Raw genomic sequence first — 18,527 nt, forward strand, 5'->3', positions numbered from 1 at the left:
TCTCCCAATATTCATTTTTTCAATATCTGAATGATGTACAGGTCATCCTGAGCGAAACCAATCTTTAACAATTGCTACAAATTATCGTTCAGTTGATGCATTGAGGCAATGCATAATAAGTCTACTTCACACCATATATCTTTCAATACATCATAGGACGGCACAAACGAATATCACCAAGCGATGTAACTGCTGATTCTCATGAAAACTCCCATCGCTTAGCTAACACTTGAAGCGAGGGTTTCTTATGTGTCGTCCTCATTTATGTTTAAAACACGTTAAAGGACGTTTAACACAAGTGGAGTTGACACAGCGACAGCCATTAGGTTGTCCAACCCCTCTATTCCATTTGCCAAAGCATTTGGAACTTCTTTTCGCATAATGTTGTAGGCTCCATTTACATCCGCATTAATGCATATGCCTGCTTTCGAACGGTACATTCCTCGGTGAATTCGGTTACCCGAAAAATTATTCAGTAGATCACTTTCACCATATGTAGGAATGACATCACCATCTAAGAAACTCGCCTTTGATGTGTAGGACTCCTCTCTTACAATAATTTCAATACCAAGACGTTTTGCCTTGTACGTCATCATCTGAATGAGCAAATTGTGTGGAATGTGGCAAAACGATTGATTGTTTCGTTTTCCCATATTGGTTTCACTCTTCCACTGCGTATTTCGACCAATGATGATCGTTCCAATCTGCTCTTCTATGGCAAATTGAATGATCTGGTAGCTCGCTTTGTGAAAAAAATCTTTCATTTTGAGAAATCGCTTGCGATTCAGACGTACTAAGCGATGGCTTGTCTGCTGCCCTTCGTTTGGCTTCTTTCCTTGTCGTAAAATGCCCAGGTAATGTGCTTTTTGTTTGTTGTAATACTGATTCATCGCTTTGGAGACCTTGCCCTTGACTAATGTAGGCTTTTTGCCTGTATTAGTCACAATGGTTGCAAGATTATTAATGCCTAAATCGATTGCCATGACTCGTTCTTTTGGAAAAGCTTGCTCCGTAATTTCACAAGAAAAGACCAGCTCTACAACAAAGCGTCCATAGGAAGGAATGACACGTACTTGCATGAGCTTTCCTTTTGTGTAGCCCAACTTTCCAATGTTGAGCCGCTCTTTTGTTATAGGAAGTTTAAGGAATTTCCCTTCTTTAATAACGCAATCTTGATTGGTCAGAATGATCTCTCTTTGATGGTTCCGACAATACGATGGGATGCGCGGCTTCGCCTTGAAAGCAGAAGGATTCTTTCGAAATGCCTTTACCGATTCAAAGTAACTTTTCCAGTTTTGAAAAACGACTTTCATGACGTTTTGGCTACTTTGTGTCGGTAAAGAACGATAATTTTCTTGTTTCATCGCCTTAAACAAAGCATCCAAGAAGTTGTAGTTCAGCATCGGTTCTTCCCTTGTTGGCAAAGAAAAAAAGTTTGCTTTGACTATTTTTCGTTGATCTTCTGATTTAAGTAATTCTTTTGCTTCTCTTTTTTTATAACTAAGAAGCTGAACCTCATTCATTGTGTTTATATGTGTACGAAGCATATCTAAAACTTCTTGTTGGAGAGGCTGTAGATCATTCTCTTGTTTTAGGGCTGTGTACGTTTGACGAATAAAAAAATTCGTCGTGTTGTACAAGTTCTTGGCTTGTCCACACAACACTTGAAAATATAGGAACAACCTATGCCCTGGTTTGATCCAAACTTGATGAGTTTGATACTGTTCTACCTGATTCAATTTTCGTTTCACCTCCTTTTAAGCTGTTTACGAGGAACACTTTTATTCTATATACACTTCTATGATATGCGAAAAAGACAAAATGAAAAGCGATTCACCACCCACTTAAAAAAGTGGGCGTACTCTCGCCTAACCTTGATAGAGATACGGATTTGTCCCGCATTCCTTAATTAAGAACCGAACGCTTAACCAACCAGATTAGTTCAAAGCTTATTTTGACTATTTATCACAATCTGATTATTTACCTCAACTAATAATGGCTTAGCCGCATCAATTATCTGTTGAACAGATAACATGAGAATTTCATCAATATGTTTGTTCATTTCAGTATTTAGCTTATCGTATTTTCTACTATCATGTATAAAGAAAGTTTTACTCAATTTCAGGATTTCTTCCTGTTTCGGAAATATCGTAGGAATCGCTTCAATCGCAGTATTCAACGACTCATATCCACGCATGTATTTCCATAAAAGATTAAAGAACGCCTCATGATCATCAGCATTGAATACTGGGCTATTATTAATGGCCTGTCCTTTAATAGAATTCCTGAGTAGATATTTCCCTTCAGTTTCATATTGGTCTATTACAGTCTCTAATTCCTGTTGAAGCATACGTAGAAGTTTCATACGTTGGATCTGTTCATCTTTTTGCTGTTTTTCTTCAGCCTTCAGATTAGCGAAATACCATCCTATAAACACAGCTCCTATTGGTACAACAACGCCAGTGAAAAATGACATTTCTACTCCACCATTCTATTTGCTATTATCTTTAGACGGTTGTTGGGGATCAAAGAATAGCTAATCCATAAACATATGTAAATGCCTCCTAGACCTAACTAACAGCATTTGTTGAGCTTTCTTTCTATTATTTAAAGATGAGTTCTGAGAGTCTATTTGATTTAGTGATTGCTTGAACTTCTTAGTTTTATTATTATTCAGATGATTGATTAAGTTTAAGAAATAAGCTATTAATTTCTCTACAAATATCTTTTATGACAGAATAAGAAGGTAATCCAAGTTGAGACTGGAATGAAGGGTGAGCATGCATGTTTCTAAGCCCACTAATGGCATCAAACACATCTTTCTTATTGTTATCTATAATTCTTCTTTTAGCTAGTCTACTAATCATATCTGATAAGGTTAAACGATTATTACCAGATGAAGAATAGTTTGAACCGTAGATTTCCCTGTGAACATGAGTAATTGCAGCTTCAAAAGCTTTAAACGCTTGCTCCATCGCCAGTGTAAGGAAACTCCAGTATAAGTATCCATATGCAAAAAGAGCTTTTGATACTTCTATCATTTCTTTGATATCGCTCGTAACAAATTCATTCAATTCTATATCATCAATTAATCCAATCAAATCACTCTCTGTAATTTTATTTTGCTCTCCTGTCTGAAAATTAACAGTACCAAAAATCTCGAAGGATTCATCAGCTCTGTGATAATTGTCGATCGTTATTTTCTTCATCAAACTACACCCCTTTTTTCTTAGATACATTTCTCCACTCATGTAAAGGTAAAGTTTTATGATTAAGGCAATAGTATCATACCAAAGCCAGGGAAAGTTATTTGCTACTTTTGCTCAACTTTTCTGTCTTTCCTAACCATCACACCAATCAGCGAAATCCTTAATACTACACCGTCCTAGCACATGGCCCTCATCAGGGTTCTCAATATAAGTTAGTAAGTCTTTTTTCATTATGATAGATTGAGGCGAGGTATAAGATCGCTCTTTTTAAAAGCGGTCTACCGTATCGTAGGACAGATTGTAAATATACTGAAATCAACCTCCTTGTCTACGGTAAACTAGCTTCCAGCGATTTCTTCCTACAAGAGACTCGCTGCAGCTGAGCGCAATGATTCGAGCTTCTAATTTTGTAAATTAGGAGGTTTTTCTGAAATAAAAGCTCAGTTTCTGTAAGGTATCTCCAAATCCTGCCCTACTTGAGTATTAGAAACTTAGTTGCTAACACCATATATTAAAACCCTTTGTGATCAATTTTAAAGAAAAAAATAAGATTACTGAGAATCTTTATCCTCCCAATCATCATCTTCTTTCTTCCCTTTCCCGAAGATAATCTTCTTCTTGAGCCTGCCAATCATGGTACTCTACCTGAGCCTCCCAATCACGTTCGGATTCTTCAGCTTCCCTTTCCCGAAGATAATCTTCTTCTTGAGCCTGCCAATCATGGTACTCTACCTGAGCCTCCCAATCACGTTCGGATTCTTCAGCTTCCCTTTCCCGAAGATAATCTTCTTCTTGAGCCTGCCAATCATGGTACTCTTCCTCAGAATCTTCATCATTTCCATGATATGAACTGCTTATAGAAGGCTCTTCAGGTTTAGAGTTAACCACCCCACTTTTTAAATAGTCATCAATCATCAAAAATGCTTCCCCTGTTTGATTTAAAGTGAGTACCAACCTATAGCAAGCAACCTCACCTGAACACACTTCATATGGCCTAATTTCTGGTAAGTTGTTGCGCCATTCATCAAAACTTGTTCCATGAAACACATAATCTTGTTCCTCACTGTCCCATACGCCCTCTTCTTCCGAGTAAAGAGCTTCATCAAAGTGTAAATAAAAGTCATCATCTACAGAAATATGAGCCCAGGGAAATAGCTTTTTAAACGCCTGCTCATAAGATATAAGACCTAAAAATACCATTGGATAATCTAAAGCTAATGTTGTTTCGTCTGTGATTGAATCAACTATTTCCAATTTAATGGAACCTTTCCCTGAAGTCTTATTTACCCATTCTTTCGATTCAAAGATAACCCGATTTCCTCTAGCTAGTTCGTCCATCCAAGACCTTGCAAGGACTAATGTATGAAGTCGTCTTTCGTAATCAGTCAAATTCTCTCCAATACGTGCGAGTTTTTTCATTGATGAGACATTAAAATTTTGAGTATAAGGAACACATATCTCCCAACGACCATCTGCAACTTCTGTATTCTCTTCTGTTACTTGAACCCAATAACAAATGTTATCAGTATCATCGCATAGCACAAGAATAACTGGAAGAGAATGATTTCTCCAATAGTTTAAATGCTTCATTTTCCCTTTATTATATATAAATCCTTTATCCGACCTTTTCGTTAAGTAACTTGGTCCCGTTTTAATTTGAACTGCAATTAACCTTCCAGTTACACGATTGTCTTCTACAATTTCTATATGTGCATCGATACCGTAGTCCTTAGTTGGTTGTTCTCGAAATATCCAACGAAAATCGCTCGTGACTATTGTATTAACAAGATTAACACCATGATGTTCAGTTGACCCATTGAACTTCGGTAGATCCATATTTATCCTCCTCCTCAAGTTTATATATAACTGCTTTCAATAAATCCTCGTTAACATTTCATTCTAGCTTCCCGATCGTTTAGTCCCTTCAACACCAAAACCTTCAATATACGATCACATTGAGTTTGGAAAATATAGCTCTTCGCTCTATTAGGTGGAATCAGTAGCTTCCCACCACGCTGATAGAGAAACTTGGCATGGATACACTGCAGGCATAATGTCTTGCGTAGGGGAAAACCACAGGGGTTTCGCAAAAGCTGGATTGCTTATCATGTCCTCTACTCCATATATAGTTTATCTATGAGAGATCCGCCATCCATCCCTACTCCCCTTCTCAATCAATGCACTATCAAACGTATCTGAATATCACAGCAGCTAGTACCAAGACTAATAAGATACCTAAATTATATATCGGCACTTCCATAAGCATCCAACTACAGAATCCCCGCACGAGAAAGTCCACTTTTTAGACGTCGGATGAAAGTGAGGAGATTCTGTAATGTTAGACTATATTTCTCATTAGCATCGTGGGTTCCATGCACTATTCCATCATTTATGGAGAAGGCGAATAAACCGACCAGGATCTATGTCTTCAGCAGTTTCAAAATGAATGGCGTTCATGTCATTCACTTCTTTTCCGCTTCTTGACTCCCGTTTAAGTCTTTTCCATTCTGATTTCAAAATGACTTGTTGTAGATATTGAAGATCTTGCATCATTGAATAGTACTCAACAGGTGAGTATTCTTTTGAGTAATCATCCCACAAGTACCGCTTTATTTGGTCTCTTTTTTCAATGTACCTCTGTGTGACTATCTCTTTAGGGTTAAGGAGCATATCAATGTGAGTGCACAGATAACTCAATTTAAACTGTAATTCGCCAATTTTGTTGTCGGTTGTTCTTTCCACTGGAATTCTTTCCATTAACTCACTGTACTCACTAAAGCAAAGCCTAATCTTATTTATCCACTCTATCCTTTGTTTAGTAACGGTCTCAATCAATCTCTGTTTTCCCTGTGAACTGTTCAGTTGCCACAATGTCAGCAATGTACAGAGCGCTGCAGTCAGAGAAGCAAACAGAGTCAATATATCTCCAGTTGTCAATACATTGTCACTCCTTAATGTAATTTTTGTATTTTAAGAACGGATGCTCGGAAATAGGTTGATGAGCTCCGATAGTAAACTCTATTTAATCATTCACAGTTATATCGACACGAGGAGTAACTGCTTCAAATAATTTTGTCCTAACGTAGTAATATCGCCAGAGAACTTTTCAACATAAATGTTATCCAAACCTATTCCCCCTTCACAATCAATGCACTATCAATCGTATCTGAATATCATAGCAGCTAATACCAAGACTAACAGGGTATCTACATTATATATCGGCATTTCCATGCGCATCCAACACAATCTCTCCTTCAGTAATTAAAGCATCTGTATAGAGATCATAAATTTAGAAACTTCCCTATCATCTGCATTTGTCATACAGTATCATTATCACTAGACACATACTGAAATGGTAGTAGGAGTGATACTTCTTGTCAGAACACACAATCATCCCCCTCACGATATCTCATAGCCTCATCGCAGCAGAATGGGATTCTGAAAGAAATAAGAAGTTAACACCAGATGATGTCCATGCTGCTTCGCATAGACGGGCATGGTGGGTCTGTCAATATGGACATGTTGAATTCAACCCCGTCCGGATCAGAGTACGTGACATTGGATGTGCAGCATGCAAAAGCGCTCGTTGGAAGAAAGAAATGGCTGAACGGATTAAACTAAGACACGAACTTGAGGGAACGTTCAAGGATCTGGAATACCATCCGGAGATGAGTCTTAAAGAAATTTTCAAAGTAACTACTCCTATGGAAGGAAGTCTTGATGACTTAATTAATAAGAAGGTTGAAGCACGGATATATAACTGCCTTTTACGAGCTAGGCTTGACACAGTCGATGAGATTCTAGAATTGAACTATGAGGAATTGTGCCGAGTGAGAAACTTGGGGGATCTATCAATTAGAAGACTTTATGAGGTATTGAAAGATTATGCGTCTAAAAATGCTGACTCACTGTCATCTGAAAGTTAGTTCTTGTTACATCAATATGAGTGAGTCTTTTAAACCAGCTTATAAGAACTGTCCACCAATGATTACCAAATTGCAGTAAAACCCTCTCTATTTCTTACCAACCTGTTTAAACAAAATCCCCCTTTCAGAAGCTATTTAATCTAGTTTGCTTCTAAGGAGAGAATTAATCTTTTCTTTATTGCTAGTGTCTCCCGATAGCTTAACGCCTGAAGCCAGTATACAACTTTGTTTTTATGGGCGAACTCGATACTCGTTTCATTAGTTCTCACCCTTATGATATAAAAGCAATATATCTTAATGTAAAGGGACGCCGCTTACGCCAACGCCAATCGTATAAGGAGGGGAACTCAAGTGAAAAAACAACAACCGATTGAGTACAGAACATTTAAAGAGCACATTCTTAACTACAACGAAGATGAATTCCAAGACTTTTGCCATCGTTACGAAAGACTCTTTTATGTCCAATACCGTGCAACACTCGCTAGTCCAGGAGACCTCGCTAATGACGGAATTATGACAACAGACATTCGTGGAGCTTACTATGCTCTGCACCGCGACACAGAGGGAAAAGGGAATAGTGTGGCAACCAAAATGCAAAAAGATTTCGAAAATATGGTCAAACAGCACCCACAGGTTAAATGTATGATCTTTATGACACGTACGGAGGGCCTGTACCCCCATGTCCAAAAACGATTAGAGAAATTGCGAAGCGAAGAATATCAAAACACTCTTATGCAGTCGTTGTTCCCTCAGGGAGATATGAAACAGCAGCCGCTTATTGGAATTGAGTACCTAGGTATGGATGATATGTTTTGGCGGTTGAGCCCTTTTAAGAAAGAAGAAACGTGGCAATATCTTCTGCATCATCGCTTCTGGGTTGAACCTCCAATTGAACTGCCTGAAAAAATATGGGACGATCCTGCCTTTATGGCACAATGGCTGTCGGCGGGTGTCCGGCGATTCGATAACATAGAAATGCCTGCTCTCCTCTCCAAACGAGAAGCACTCTTCCCCTTAAAAAAATGTTTGGATGATAAAATGGATCGTGATAAGAGGAAATTTGGCGTTAAGGAGTATAAGGATATCCCTTATCAGTCATGGGAACTTGTTCAGAGCAGTCCAGAACATTTCGATGCAATATTCGAACTACCTCTTGGCTATTTAACGGATGATAATGATGTATCAACCTTAATGCTGACACCATTAATCTTGAGGAATACCATCATAATTATGATGAATCTGCTTGAACAGCTTTGTACTTCAAAGAACCAGCTAGAACCTCTACTGTTTGCCGATCTTTTTGTATATGCTTATTTTATATGTATGCAGCAAAAAACGTCTTTTACATCAGACGAGATAAACGAAATGAAGCTCTGGAAAGGTACTGTGTTTCGGTTCGTTTCAGACTCCTTCTCACCTATTCTTATTAAAACGCAGCCGAAGCTGGTTGGTGATTATGTGCGAAACGAAGATGGACATATTCAGCTCACACGAATCGATAACTCATAACCCACCGTAGAACCATCTACACATTTGGTGGAATCGTCCCTTCCAGCGCAGGTAATTCATCCTTGTTCACATACAAATGTTTTGATTGCATTTTTTAGTATGTTATACTGTTGACTATAGTCACAAAGAAAACCCACGGTTCTGTCAAACCGTGGTATGGTAAGTCGCAACACTCTACATGATGTGTGTCAAAAAAGAATGATACCAATCTGAAGAACAAATGTTAGCACAGCTGTCACTGTGCTTAACGTTTGTTCTTCTTTTTCTTAGAAGATTTCAACCGATTTAGCTTGTCCTGATTTTTGATCTCTAGATAAACACACGCAAACTTAACACAAGTACCGGCAAACTTGATGCAAGTTGCCAAAAGCCCAATAATAGCTACAAGAATCATTTCAGACATAATGATCACCTCCTCTCAACCAATTCAGAGGGGTGCGACCTTCCTAATACTGAGTATAACGTGTGAACCTCTAAAAAATAAAAGAACCTAGTAGAATATTTGAAGTTGATATAACACAATATTGATAATTGATGAACGTTTACCCACTCCTTTCGTTTTAATCCTTCTATTTCCTCCATCTAATCTTAAATTAGACGATACCCATAATATCCAATTTGATTTTTAGCTTGTCCACCCTCCCTTCATTACTTTAAATAATGATTTTCTGTTCATTCATTAATAGAATATCGCTCCCATCTTACGATTGTGACTAACATTTTTCTCTGCTCTAGTTTTAAAGAGATAACAAACGAACTAAACAATTCACCATTCCTGTCAGTATCAGTTTTTATGATGTGATTCGTAAAAAATTCTGTCTCTCTTATTTTGGTTGGTCACTATCATTTTTCTGATAATGTATCATACTGACTAGCAGCATGTTTTATAATTATCATCATGTTTAACCCCTCTCTACCTTTCTCTCATCAAAAGTTTTTCTGCAATCAATTTCTAATAAAATGCATACGATAAATTAGGGTTTTTACGCCCGGTGGTATGTCATAGCAATTTTCAACTCATCTCTATAGTTTTCCTCAAGGAGACAGTACTAGCTGAGGCTGAGTTACCGACACTCTACTGCTCTCTCTATGCCGCTCGAGATTCAAGGAGCCGATAGCTGCACCAGCGCAGCTCACAACCCACGTAGATAGACAAAGCTATCCATGAGCAGCTAGGTGCGTCCCTGGTCAGAAGATTGAGGCAAAGTGACGAGAGCACGGCTATTTGATCGGGGTTATTATGTCTAGGTTCCTTTCTATAGGTCAATACTATCAATAAGCACTATAAATGTGAGCAAATAGAAAAATACATCCAGGGAAGTGATCAAGTTATGCTGAATGAAATATACTTGTTGAGTAGAGGTTAGTGATTAAGTACGTGGATATGCAAGGCAGACGGTGAGTGTTGTTCCGTAAAAATTACATAATAAAAAGCAGTCAGCCCCCTTCGCCAAGGTTGCGACTACTTGTTTGAAGCATTTACTTTGTAAGTTATTTAAGGGAGATCAATCAAATTGCTGTTGCTATGACAGTAACTCTAGCTTTTCAGGCACTTCATTGTATTTCAGTTCACCGTTCATTACTTTTGCATATAAGTTGAACGCTTCATCGAACTGAGCATCGTTAACTTTTGTATACCCGTCATCAATCATAACTTGATCTGTTTCATTGGGTTCACTAACCATCATATAATCAGTGCGGTTTATTTTTAGAAAATTTCTACTCATTGAGCTGCTCCCTCCAGATTTAATTATGTAACCCTGATAATTGTTCTCCCCCCAGTCAATCCGTTCCTTTAATCTTTTTTTTAATTAATTCAATCGTCACTTTTGGGTGTTTCTCATATATCGATATCGTACTGAGACAGTAATTTTCAAAATTCTCAACTTCTTCTGGAGTAAAGCAATCTAGGAGTTCATCTAGTATTTTATCAAAAATTTGATCAGGATTAAAGTCAGGCATCGTACTGTTATCGTGGAAGTTGGTTCGATAATAGTTATTGAATAATGCCTTTTGTCCTGGTGCAAAAGGTAAGAAATAATAAAGTTCCAGATAGGACTTTTCAAGTCCAAACGACTTCGAGTATTTATTATTAAAAACTTACGAAGTGATTCATAGTTTTGCTTCTCGTTTCTATTGCTTTCTATCCTCGATTTTAGATAAAGATACTTATCACTCTCAAAGCTACCCATCTCGTAGAATGACTTTCTGTAGTCTCTTGTAGTTTCATTTGTTGCATCCATCTTATATTGTTCCAGTAATTCCGTTAAGGTGCTGCCATCTATCAATTCAAGGTTCTTACCATCAGCGAATTCAATAGCTTTCTTTGAAAATGAGGAATTTGTAATGATAATACCTTTATTTGCGTTTTCACTTAAGACAACACCGTACAGATCTCGCACTGCAGGTTCACCTACAGTACTGTCCCAACGCTTGCACTGAACAAGATATTTCCCTTAAAATATAGTTGCGTTTGAGTATGCAATAATATCAACCCCACCATCTTCTGAAAGCTTCGTCATTTCTACTGAAAAATCCATATTCTTTAATAATTGCGTAATTAATCTCTCAAATTCATAACCGCCCATTGTATGAATACTCACAGTTGTCCACTCCATAACATATTAGCTTAGCTAGATTGACTTCTAGTACTTATATATTTTCTTTATATTCTTTCATTGTAACCTCCAATAAAAATAATTTTACAAATTTATACTAGCTAGTTTTCGTATTAAACTATCCAGCCCGTTACCTTTATCAATGAAGCGAGATTACGAATAACTTTAAAGCTTAGTTGAATGTACACGTCTAAACGATATCCAACTATTTCTTTGTCCCTCTCCATATTTCTACATGATTTAGTTCACAGAAATACATCTCCTCAGAAAGAAGAACAAATAACAGTACTAATATGAAATCAGAGTATATGTATTTTGTTTACCTACAAACTCGTGTCTCTACTTCACAAAACAAAAAGCCGCTAATTAAGCGACTTACAAAACAAGGGCTTATTTCTTCAATTGATTAATTTCCTGTTCAGTCAGCCCAGTTGCCTTAGCAATCATTGATATATCAAAATTCAAATCCAACATATTTTTGGCTACTTCTGTGATACCCGCTTTTCGAGCTCCTTCTAGCATCGATGCTTCATCATGCAGATATTTCTGACGTACTTCATACAAGCGACGCGCTTCGGAATCTTGGCTTAAAAATTGTAAGGTATCCATGGCCTTCTCTAATCCTGGTTCGTTCATCTTCAGCACCTCCCAATGTGTAGTATCCACACCCTTCAGAAACAACAACCAGTTCTCAAGACCACCTTGTGAAGGAATAACGTCACTTAGGTAATTCCAGAAAATGAATCTCGATATCATCAATTAGGGTTAAACCTGTCCTGTCTTCTCTAAGATGAAATGTACTATGGTAATTATTATTTGCTAAAAATGCATAGTTCAGAATATTAATTGTGACCCACTTTTTCAACTCCTGGTACTTCTCTCCCTCATGGAGTTGACTGGAATAGCGTTTACTCCAATAAAACAATGTTCTTTTTTCAATATCGTACTTATTAAATAGCTGCATTTCAATATCAATTAATTTTCCTTCTGAAGTTTTAGCGTAAACATCAAAAATGGATTGCTTATCTAGCGGATCATCCTTATCGGTGTAAGGATTCATCAGGATGATCTCTGTAAGTGGTGCATCCCCCACTTCAGTAATAACTCGATTTAGAAATGCCAGTAATACGTCTTTATTATTCTCACTGCCAAAGATACGTTTAAAGACAAAATCCACTCTAGGATCAAGCAATTCCATAACATCAACTCCATTCTCTATACACTTTCATTATACCAAAAATCTAAGCTATCAACGCAAAATTGAATACAGGCAACCTCTTTATGCCTGGTAATCATAAGGTTTATATATATTCACTAATGGTATTCAAGGAATCATTTGCGGTCGCTATAGCCTTTTCTTTTTGTTCATCATTAACGTGTGTGTTTAGAAAAAACAACCCCAATCGACTAATTACGATTGGGGTTGTTTTCAATTATATCAGCTATGCTCCATGCTTGATGAATTCTATTTAGTATTGATACTCTGTTGGTGCTCCCGCTGGGAATGAACCACGAGCTGCTTCCCGCACTTGGACCACATCATCAGTTTGCATATAAACGACTTGATCCACATTCAATGCAATCCAGTCTCCACCATTGAGCGAATATTCAAGAGTCGGCAATGACGTAGAAAGCGAACTGTTTGCTGTACGAACATGAACTTCTGATGTGAACGTATAGCTTCTGGCTGGTGCTGCAGGAAGAATTTCACTCGCCTTTTCCCGAAGAAGGATCGTCAGATCTCCTGGGAATTGCGGTGGATTTTGTTCATCATACGTAGTCCACGTTTCTCCATCGTCCGATGAATACTCCATGGCAGATGATATATTCGCTGTATCAAATGTATTGCCTGCATCGTTTATACCGATATACATGAATACATTATCTACAAAGCTGACAAACTTTGTCTTCCCAGGTGGTACCTGATTAACTGGATCAGCTTTGACCCGAACATCCACAAAGACTCTTCCAGGAAAGACTGGAGGGTTGCCTTCATCATAAGAAATCCAAGTTACCCCGTTATCGATGGTAAACTCCATAGACGCATCTGCACCAATCAAGATATTCTTTGCATCGTCATTCGTCACAGATGGTGCTGCAGGGGCTACAGGCAACGTATCTTTAATCGTTGTACCAATAGTTGCTGTTTCAGATCCATTCTGTAGCAAAGCTCGTACAAGCAACTGAGTGGCACCTGTAGGGATTTCTGTACCTTGCGGCAAGGTATACCGATTTCCATCATTTTTATCAACTGTAGTTATAAGAGATAACGGTTGTCCCCCGTTCCCCCAATATAGTTTAAAACCAGCTACAGAACTGTTCTCTGCGCCAGGTACCCAAACAATATCTCCTCCAATGCTTCCTGCCGTTGTATCCGTATCGACAAACGAAACGGAAATCGGAACCGTTGAGGATTGGTTATATGCCAGCTCATACGCAGATCGAATTTCTTCAATACTTGTAAACTTAGATTCAGGCAGTAAATTCCGATTATTTAAAACAGTCTGAGCAATCTCTGTTCTAGCGACTTGATGAAGAGCGTTGTAAAGATCCCCATCAATAGTTAGCACTTCTGCAAATCTCTTCAGGTAGTATTCAATTTGTGCAGCATTTTGTGAATTGTTGAAATCTCGGATTGCACCTGCTTCCGTGTTAGACGGTGCTGGAAACTCTTGATTTACTGTACTTATAATTTGTTGAACATCATTAAAAGTCGTATACTGTCCTGCTTGTAGTGCCAATGCCTTCTGATATTGTAAGCCGTTAAACTCGATTAATCCCAGCTCTTGTTTTAGCGGAGACGGATACGCTCCAAGGATATGCATGACCGCTTCACCTTTAGTAGAATCAACGGTATTGCCGGTTTCTATAAGTAGTTGCTTGGTAATAAGATTAACAACTTCTGGGCCAGAGTAACTCGCAGAAGCTCCATAAGAAACCGAAGTTGGATTACCTGAAGGACTTGTGTATTTGATGCTTAACGCATTTTTCACCATTGTCCAATCAAGTCGATACGATGTACCATCACCCAAATTTACTGGATCAAAGTGTATCGTCATAATTGCCATATCAGGTATCGTTAAGTCCCATTCGAGTCTATCAATTTCAATGAAGCCATAGCCATAGTTACGAAGGTGGCCATCTTTAAAGATGGCTGCAGGATCTGTCGTCATCGTAGCTGGAGGTGTGAGCACACCATTGAACTGAATGCTAATTTGACTTAAGTTTGTCGTGTCATACGGTAGAACTGTCCAATCATTTGTTCGATAAGTACTAACAGTCACTAAATAGATAGGTTGTGTTTCCTCACCAGTGTCAGCATTCTTAAATACTGCCCATATTCCATATGCTTTTGATCCTTCTAGTGCTTCTAACTTATAAGTTAATTGTTGATCTGCAGTAATTGAAACTGTGGCATGTGAAGAAGATATGTTACCTGGAAGAACCCCATTCTTAATTTGCTCTTTTGTTGGATTAACGTTATCTTCCATACGTACTGCCATAAGGTAAACCGTTCCTGACTTAGATGATTTTAATGTCCCATCAACAGTAGTTTCCATACGATTTTTGTAACTCTTCATAGTGAATGGATTCTTGCTCGAAGGGTTTGGTATTGGGGTAGTCGGTATAGTACCAGTACCAGGATTTGCAGGGTTTATGCTACCACCTCCGCTGCTTCCAGCGTTACCACCATTAGAAGGAGCTGTACTTCCTCCCCCGCTTGGAGCAATGTAGCTCGGATTCGATGATCCATTTATTGTAGCAATCTGTGTCTTCACTCTGTCAAAGTTCAAAATCACTTGTTCCGGAGAAACTCCAGCCGGTAGCACAATACGTTGAATGACTACATTAGACGGGAAAGAAACCTGACTTGTCGTATCTTTAATGTTTACGGAACCTATCGTTCCAGTTCCTTGTAAAGCGACCTTTCCAGATCCATTAATCGTTACCGATTCAAGTTGGCCATTACCTGAGATAGATGTTTCTTCATTGCCCGTATTGATTTCTAAATTACGAACGTGTGCATACAATGAAGCATTTTGGACACCTTCTCCTATCGTTACACGTTCATAAGTGATAGAAGGATCACCCCATAAACCAGAAAGCTTCGACTCAATGTTCACATTCTGAACAACCGTTTTGTTGATTGCTTCTACGCGAACTTCCTCTTTCGAGATGTTCATGCCCTGAAGTGACGATTGATCAAAAACGACTGTATTGTTGTCTCCACCCTTAACATAAGTTGTGCCTTGAACTGTCATATTTTCTGCGTAGAAATCGTTATTTAGTTCTTTACCTATTTCGAAATCACCCTTAATGATGATGTTCTTAATTGTTATGTAGTCAGCAGCAACTTTTACATTACCCTCTACAACCACTTTACCTGCATCTAGTACTGCATTTCCTGAAAACTCTTCCTTACCTGCGGCAGCAGCTTGTCCTGGTGCTACAAGTTCAAGTGCTAAAATCTTTGTAATTTCCCCATCTGCTGTTTCAACACGAATGCCCGCCTTTGTTAATGCAGCGACATTATTCTCTGAGAAGAAGGATTTTAGCGGAGCTGCGACACGGTATGATGTGTTCCCGATCGTGATACTACCATTTTCTATTTTCTCAATCGTTTGAAGATTCGTATTGTTTGCCTTCTCGTCCACTCTTAACAAGATAGCAGCTAGTTCTTGTCGAATAACTGGCGTTTGAGGATGGAAACTCCCATTGCTGCCTGTCATGATTCCCGATGAAATCATGGAAGATACGGAATCTTTAGCCCAACCCGATATCTTTTGGTTATCTTTGAGAGCTGATAGACCTTCGCTAGCGTCTACCTGCGTAGCCCGGCTTATAATCGTGGCTAACTCTTCGCGCGTAATAACATCTTTAGGACGGAACGTCCCTTGGCTCCCTTGCATCCAGCCAACCTTTTTTACGGCTTCTATTGCACTAACACTCCATGAATCACTTGCAACATCTGAATATGAAGATGATACAGTTTCACTCAATTCAAGACCCATAATCTTCGCAAGAGCTACTGCAGCTTCTTGACGAGTGACTTGCTGTAATGGATGGAAGTAGCCTTCCTGATCCCCATTCACAAGCAGTTTTTGGTGAGCTTCTTGAATAAGTACCTGCGCCCACGGTGAAGCCTGTTCCAAATCTTTAAACGATGATTCTGAAGCATATGAGACATTTGAATGCATTGCCGTACCTAACGTAAGCGCTAAGGTTGCAATAGCGGTGGCTCCTAGTTTTTTTGAAATAGCCATAGTTCCTCCTGTTTATGAGTCTTATTCCCTATCTTTGAAACTTTAGACCTATTAATCATAATATGTAACTTAGTTTATAACAATATAAAATTTCCATATTTATCACTTTGATTATAGAATTTTGTCTTTTTTTGAAACTGTAGGATTTCGACGGTTGGATGGATTAAACACCCACATGAGAGTACTTAAATCCTTAGACGTGCTTCCCCTTTGATTAATCTTCTATCCGATTAAGTTACAAAAAACCGTCAATCTGTTTCTAGATTAACGGTCACTGACATTATGTTTACTATATATACGTCATGCTTTACAAACTATAAGTCCACAATCTCACCAAGGTGTGTCCTAATCGTTGAATCTGATATTTTACCCATTGCTTCAACAGCTAATTTTTGAATATCGCGAAGATCCCAGCCCTTAAATATAACTAACTCCCTGTTATGCCTTAGATATTGAGCTAGTAAGGCTGCGTCCTCCTCCGAGATATATTTACTTTTGAGCCTATCAACTAGATATGTAACTGTCCCATCATCCCAATAAATCACCGGAAGATCCTTTGGAGTATCTTTCTGTTTCCCATTTTGTTCAGCTTGCTTCGTATTATCTTTCAATTTAATGTTCTCTAGCTGACCTTCAGCGTTTTGCATAAGGCGATTTATGCCTTCAGCGAAATCTGATTTAAAAATGCTCATTTGCCGATTTTCATAATCATCATTAGACAATTGAAGATAATCCTGAATTACCAATGCATCTGTCAGTTGCATCTTATAACCTGTAGTTACAGCAAATGCTCTGTATGGGGACTCAAGTTCATCTAGTATAACTCTATGCACAGAAAATGAAATCCCCTCAGACGAGGAATGGACATAGTACAGGCTACGGACATCATTATTGAGAATCTCTTTCTCGTTGTAGTTAAATACTTCCGAAATCGAGTATGTATCATTAACTGTTAGCTTATTCAACAGTTCATCCCATTTTAAATCCCAAGCTGTTTTCGCACTAAGAAGAGTCTCCGATTCCCAAAGGAAAAATACTCTATGCGATAGATCTAAACTCTGCTTTTGATCCTCAATAAACCAGATATTATTAAGGCCTCTTTCAGTGAAGTATTGATTCCTTTTTCTAATAATCTTTACGAGTGAGTCATCCCCCTTCTGATATACATTTGTCAGGATAGATATACCAAACTCAGCACTCCCTTTCTTCACAACGATGTCGGGGACAACCTTCCAGCTACCTTCAGCTTTAGCTTTATATCCATGCTCTACCTTCAGATCCGGTTTGTACTTCTCCTGCGTTCTCAGATCATCGTAAATGACGTCCCGTATTACCGAATGTTGAGCTGATTCCTTTTTCCCTTGCTGTTCGTATTGTTCATATGAACGGGCAACCGTACATGACTTTCCTTGTTTATGTGCAAAATGAGGTTCATACATATGCCCGGCACGCAGAATCAGATATTCATCGCAGAAGGGGCATTTATAAGCATATTTTCTCCCTTTTTTCCTTATCTCTGTGATGGCCAAATCTCTCCGAGGGTACTTATCGAGCTCATCATAGAGTGAAATGATATTATTCTCGTAATTGGCAACTTGCAAATCAACCTACTCCTTTCGAACGTGTTTTAAGACTTGTGCTTTACTAGAGGATTAGGAATGCTCTCGAGTTTGTGGAGGTTCTAAGCTTCTATCAATTAAAATAAATACAATAGATTAATTAGTAACCCGGGTATCCGAAAGCAATGCAAATAGATATGAAGGAGCAACCAAATCATTAATCTGTCCAGGCCCTTTAAGCGGCATCTTTCTCCAAGCAGCTTCAGCCTGACTCTTTGGAATGCTATAGTTTGTTGTACTGAGAATTAATGAGTTTCCAGAAACTTTGTACTTGAATCCCTTTCCTCTTAATTGCCAAAACTCTTCTCCTTCTAATTCAAGGATCTTTTGCCAAACTAGTTCAAATTCTAACATGGAAATCTCCCTTTACAGTAATTATGGT

12 protein-coding genes and 2 pseudogenes are annotated in these 18,527 nt (G+C 38.4%); 2 read left to right on the plus strand and 12 right to left on the minus strand.

Annotated features, from left to right (window positions below; all coding sequences use genetic code 11):
• Positions 1-278: 278 nt before the first annotated feature.
• The 5 genes from BLV50_RS27355 to BLV50_RS27375 all read right to left on the minus strand — a co-directional run bounded on the left by BLV50_RS27355 (position 279) and on the right by BLV50_RS27375 (position 6,146).
• The gene (locus BLV50_RS27355; protein WP_090810971.1) at positions 279-1,739 is read right to left on the minus strand and encodes an RNA-guided endonuclease InsQ/TnpB family protein; all 1,461 of its coding nucleotides are present in this window, start codon (positions 1,737-1,739) and stop codon (positions 279-281) included.
• A 203-nt stretch (positions 1,740-1,942) separates the two neighbouring features.
• Positions 1,943-2,476 (minus strand): hypothetical protein, encoded by a 534-nt coding sequence (locus BLV50_RS27360; RefSeq protein WP_090810973.1) that lies wholly within the window; start codon positions 2,474-2,476, stop codon positions 1,943-1,945.
• A 193-nt stretch (positions 2,477-2,669) separates the two neighbouring features.
• On the minus strand, positions 2,670-3,209 hold the full coding sequence (locus BLV50_RS27365) for a hypothetical protein (protein ID WP_090810974.1): 540 nt from the start codon (positions 3,207-3,209) through the stop codon (positions 2,670-2,672).
• A gap of 579 nt (positions 3,210-3,788) precedes the next feature.
• Positions 3,789-5,045, minus strand: a complete 1,257-nt coding sequence (locus BLV50_RS27370) for a DUF4365 domain-containing protein (RefSeq protein WP_090810976.1) — start codon at positions 5,043-5,045, stop codon at positions 3,789-3,791.
• A gap of 549 nt (positions 5,046-5,594) precedes the next feature.
• On the minus strand, positions 5,595-6,146 hold the full coding sequence (locus BLV50_RS27375; RefSeq protein WP_090810978.1) for a hypothetical protein: 552 nt from the start codon (positions 6,144-6,146) through the stop codon (positions 5,595-5,597).
• Positions 6,147-6,583: 437 nt separating this feature from the next.
• Between BLV50_RS27375 and BLV50_RS27380 the strand changes: the two genes are divergently transcribed.
• Both BLV50_RS27380 and BLV50_RS27385 read left to right on the plus strand, forming a co-directional pair.
• Positions 6,584-7,135 (plus strand): zinc-ribbon domain-containing protein, encoded by a 552-nt coding sequence (locus tag BLV50_RS27380; RefSeq protein ID WP_090810980.1) that lies wholly within the window; start codon positions 6,584-6,586, stop codon positions 7,133-7,135.
• 351 nt (positions 7,136-7,486) lie between these two features.
• Entirely contained in the window at positions 7,487-8,644 is a 1,158-nt protein-coding gene (locus tag BLV50_RS27385) for a hypothetical protein (protein WP_090810982.1), read from the plus strand.
• Between the two features lie 244 nt (positions 8,645-8,888).
• Here the strand turns inward: BLV50_RS27385 and BLV50_RS32950 are convergent, their stop codons facing one another.
• From BLV50_RS32950 to BLV50_RS27420, 7 genes and pseudogenes are all read right to left on the minus strand, one after another.
• The gene (locus BLV50_RS32950; RefSeq protein ID WP_177031275.1) at positions 8,889-9,047 is read right to left on the minus strand and encodes a hypothetical protein; all 159 of its coding nucleotides are present in this window, start codon (positions 9,045-9,047) and stop codon (positions 8,889-8,891) included.
• A 1,120-nt stretch (positions 9,048-10,167) separates the two neighbouring features.
• Entirely contained in the window at positions 10,168-10,371 is a 204-nt protein-coding gene (locus tag BLV50_RS27390; protein ID WP_090810984.1) for a hypothetical protein, read from the minus strand.
• A gap of 192 nt (positions 10,372-10,563) precedes the next feature.
• A pseudogene (locus tag BLV50_RS27395) lies at positions 10,564-11,262 on the minus strand (restriction endonuclease).
• 390 nt (positions 11,263-11,652) lie between these two features.
• A pseudogene (locus BLV50_RS27405) lies at positions 11,653-12,460 on the minus strand (Rpn family recombination-promoting nuclease/putative transposase).
• 271 nt (positions 12,461-12,731) lie between these two features.
• Positions 12,732-16,526, minus strand: coding sequence for a DUF4073 domain-containing protein (locus BLV50_RS27410; protein ID WP_090810990.1), 3,795 nt, complete (start codon positions 16,524-16,526; stop codon positions 12,732-12,734).
• 314 nt (positions 16,527-16,840) lie between these two features.
• Complete coding sequence (locus BLV50_RS27415; RefSeq protein WP_090810992.1) at positions 16,841-18,127, minus strand: competence protein CoiA family protein; 1,287 nt, start codon at positions 18,125-18,127, stop codon at positions 16,841-16,843.
• A 114-nt stretch (positions 18,128-18,241) separates the two neighbouring features.
• Entirely contained in the window at positions 18,242-18,499 is a 258-nt protein-coding gene (locus BLV50_RS27420; protein ID WP_090810994.1) for a hypothetical protein, read from the minus strand.
• Positions 18,500-18,527: the final 28 nt, after the last annotated feature.

It is taken from the genome of Paenibacillus sp. 276b (genome assembly GCF_900107875.1).
Lineage (GTDB): Bacteria > Bacillota > Bacilli > Paenibacillales > Paenibacillaceae > Paenibacillus > Paenibacillus marchantiae.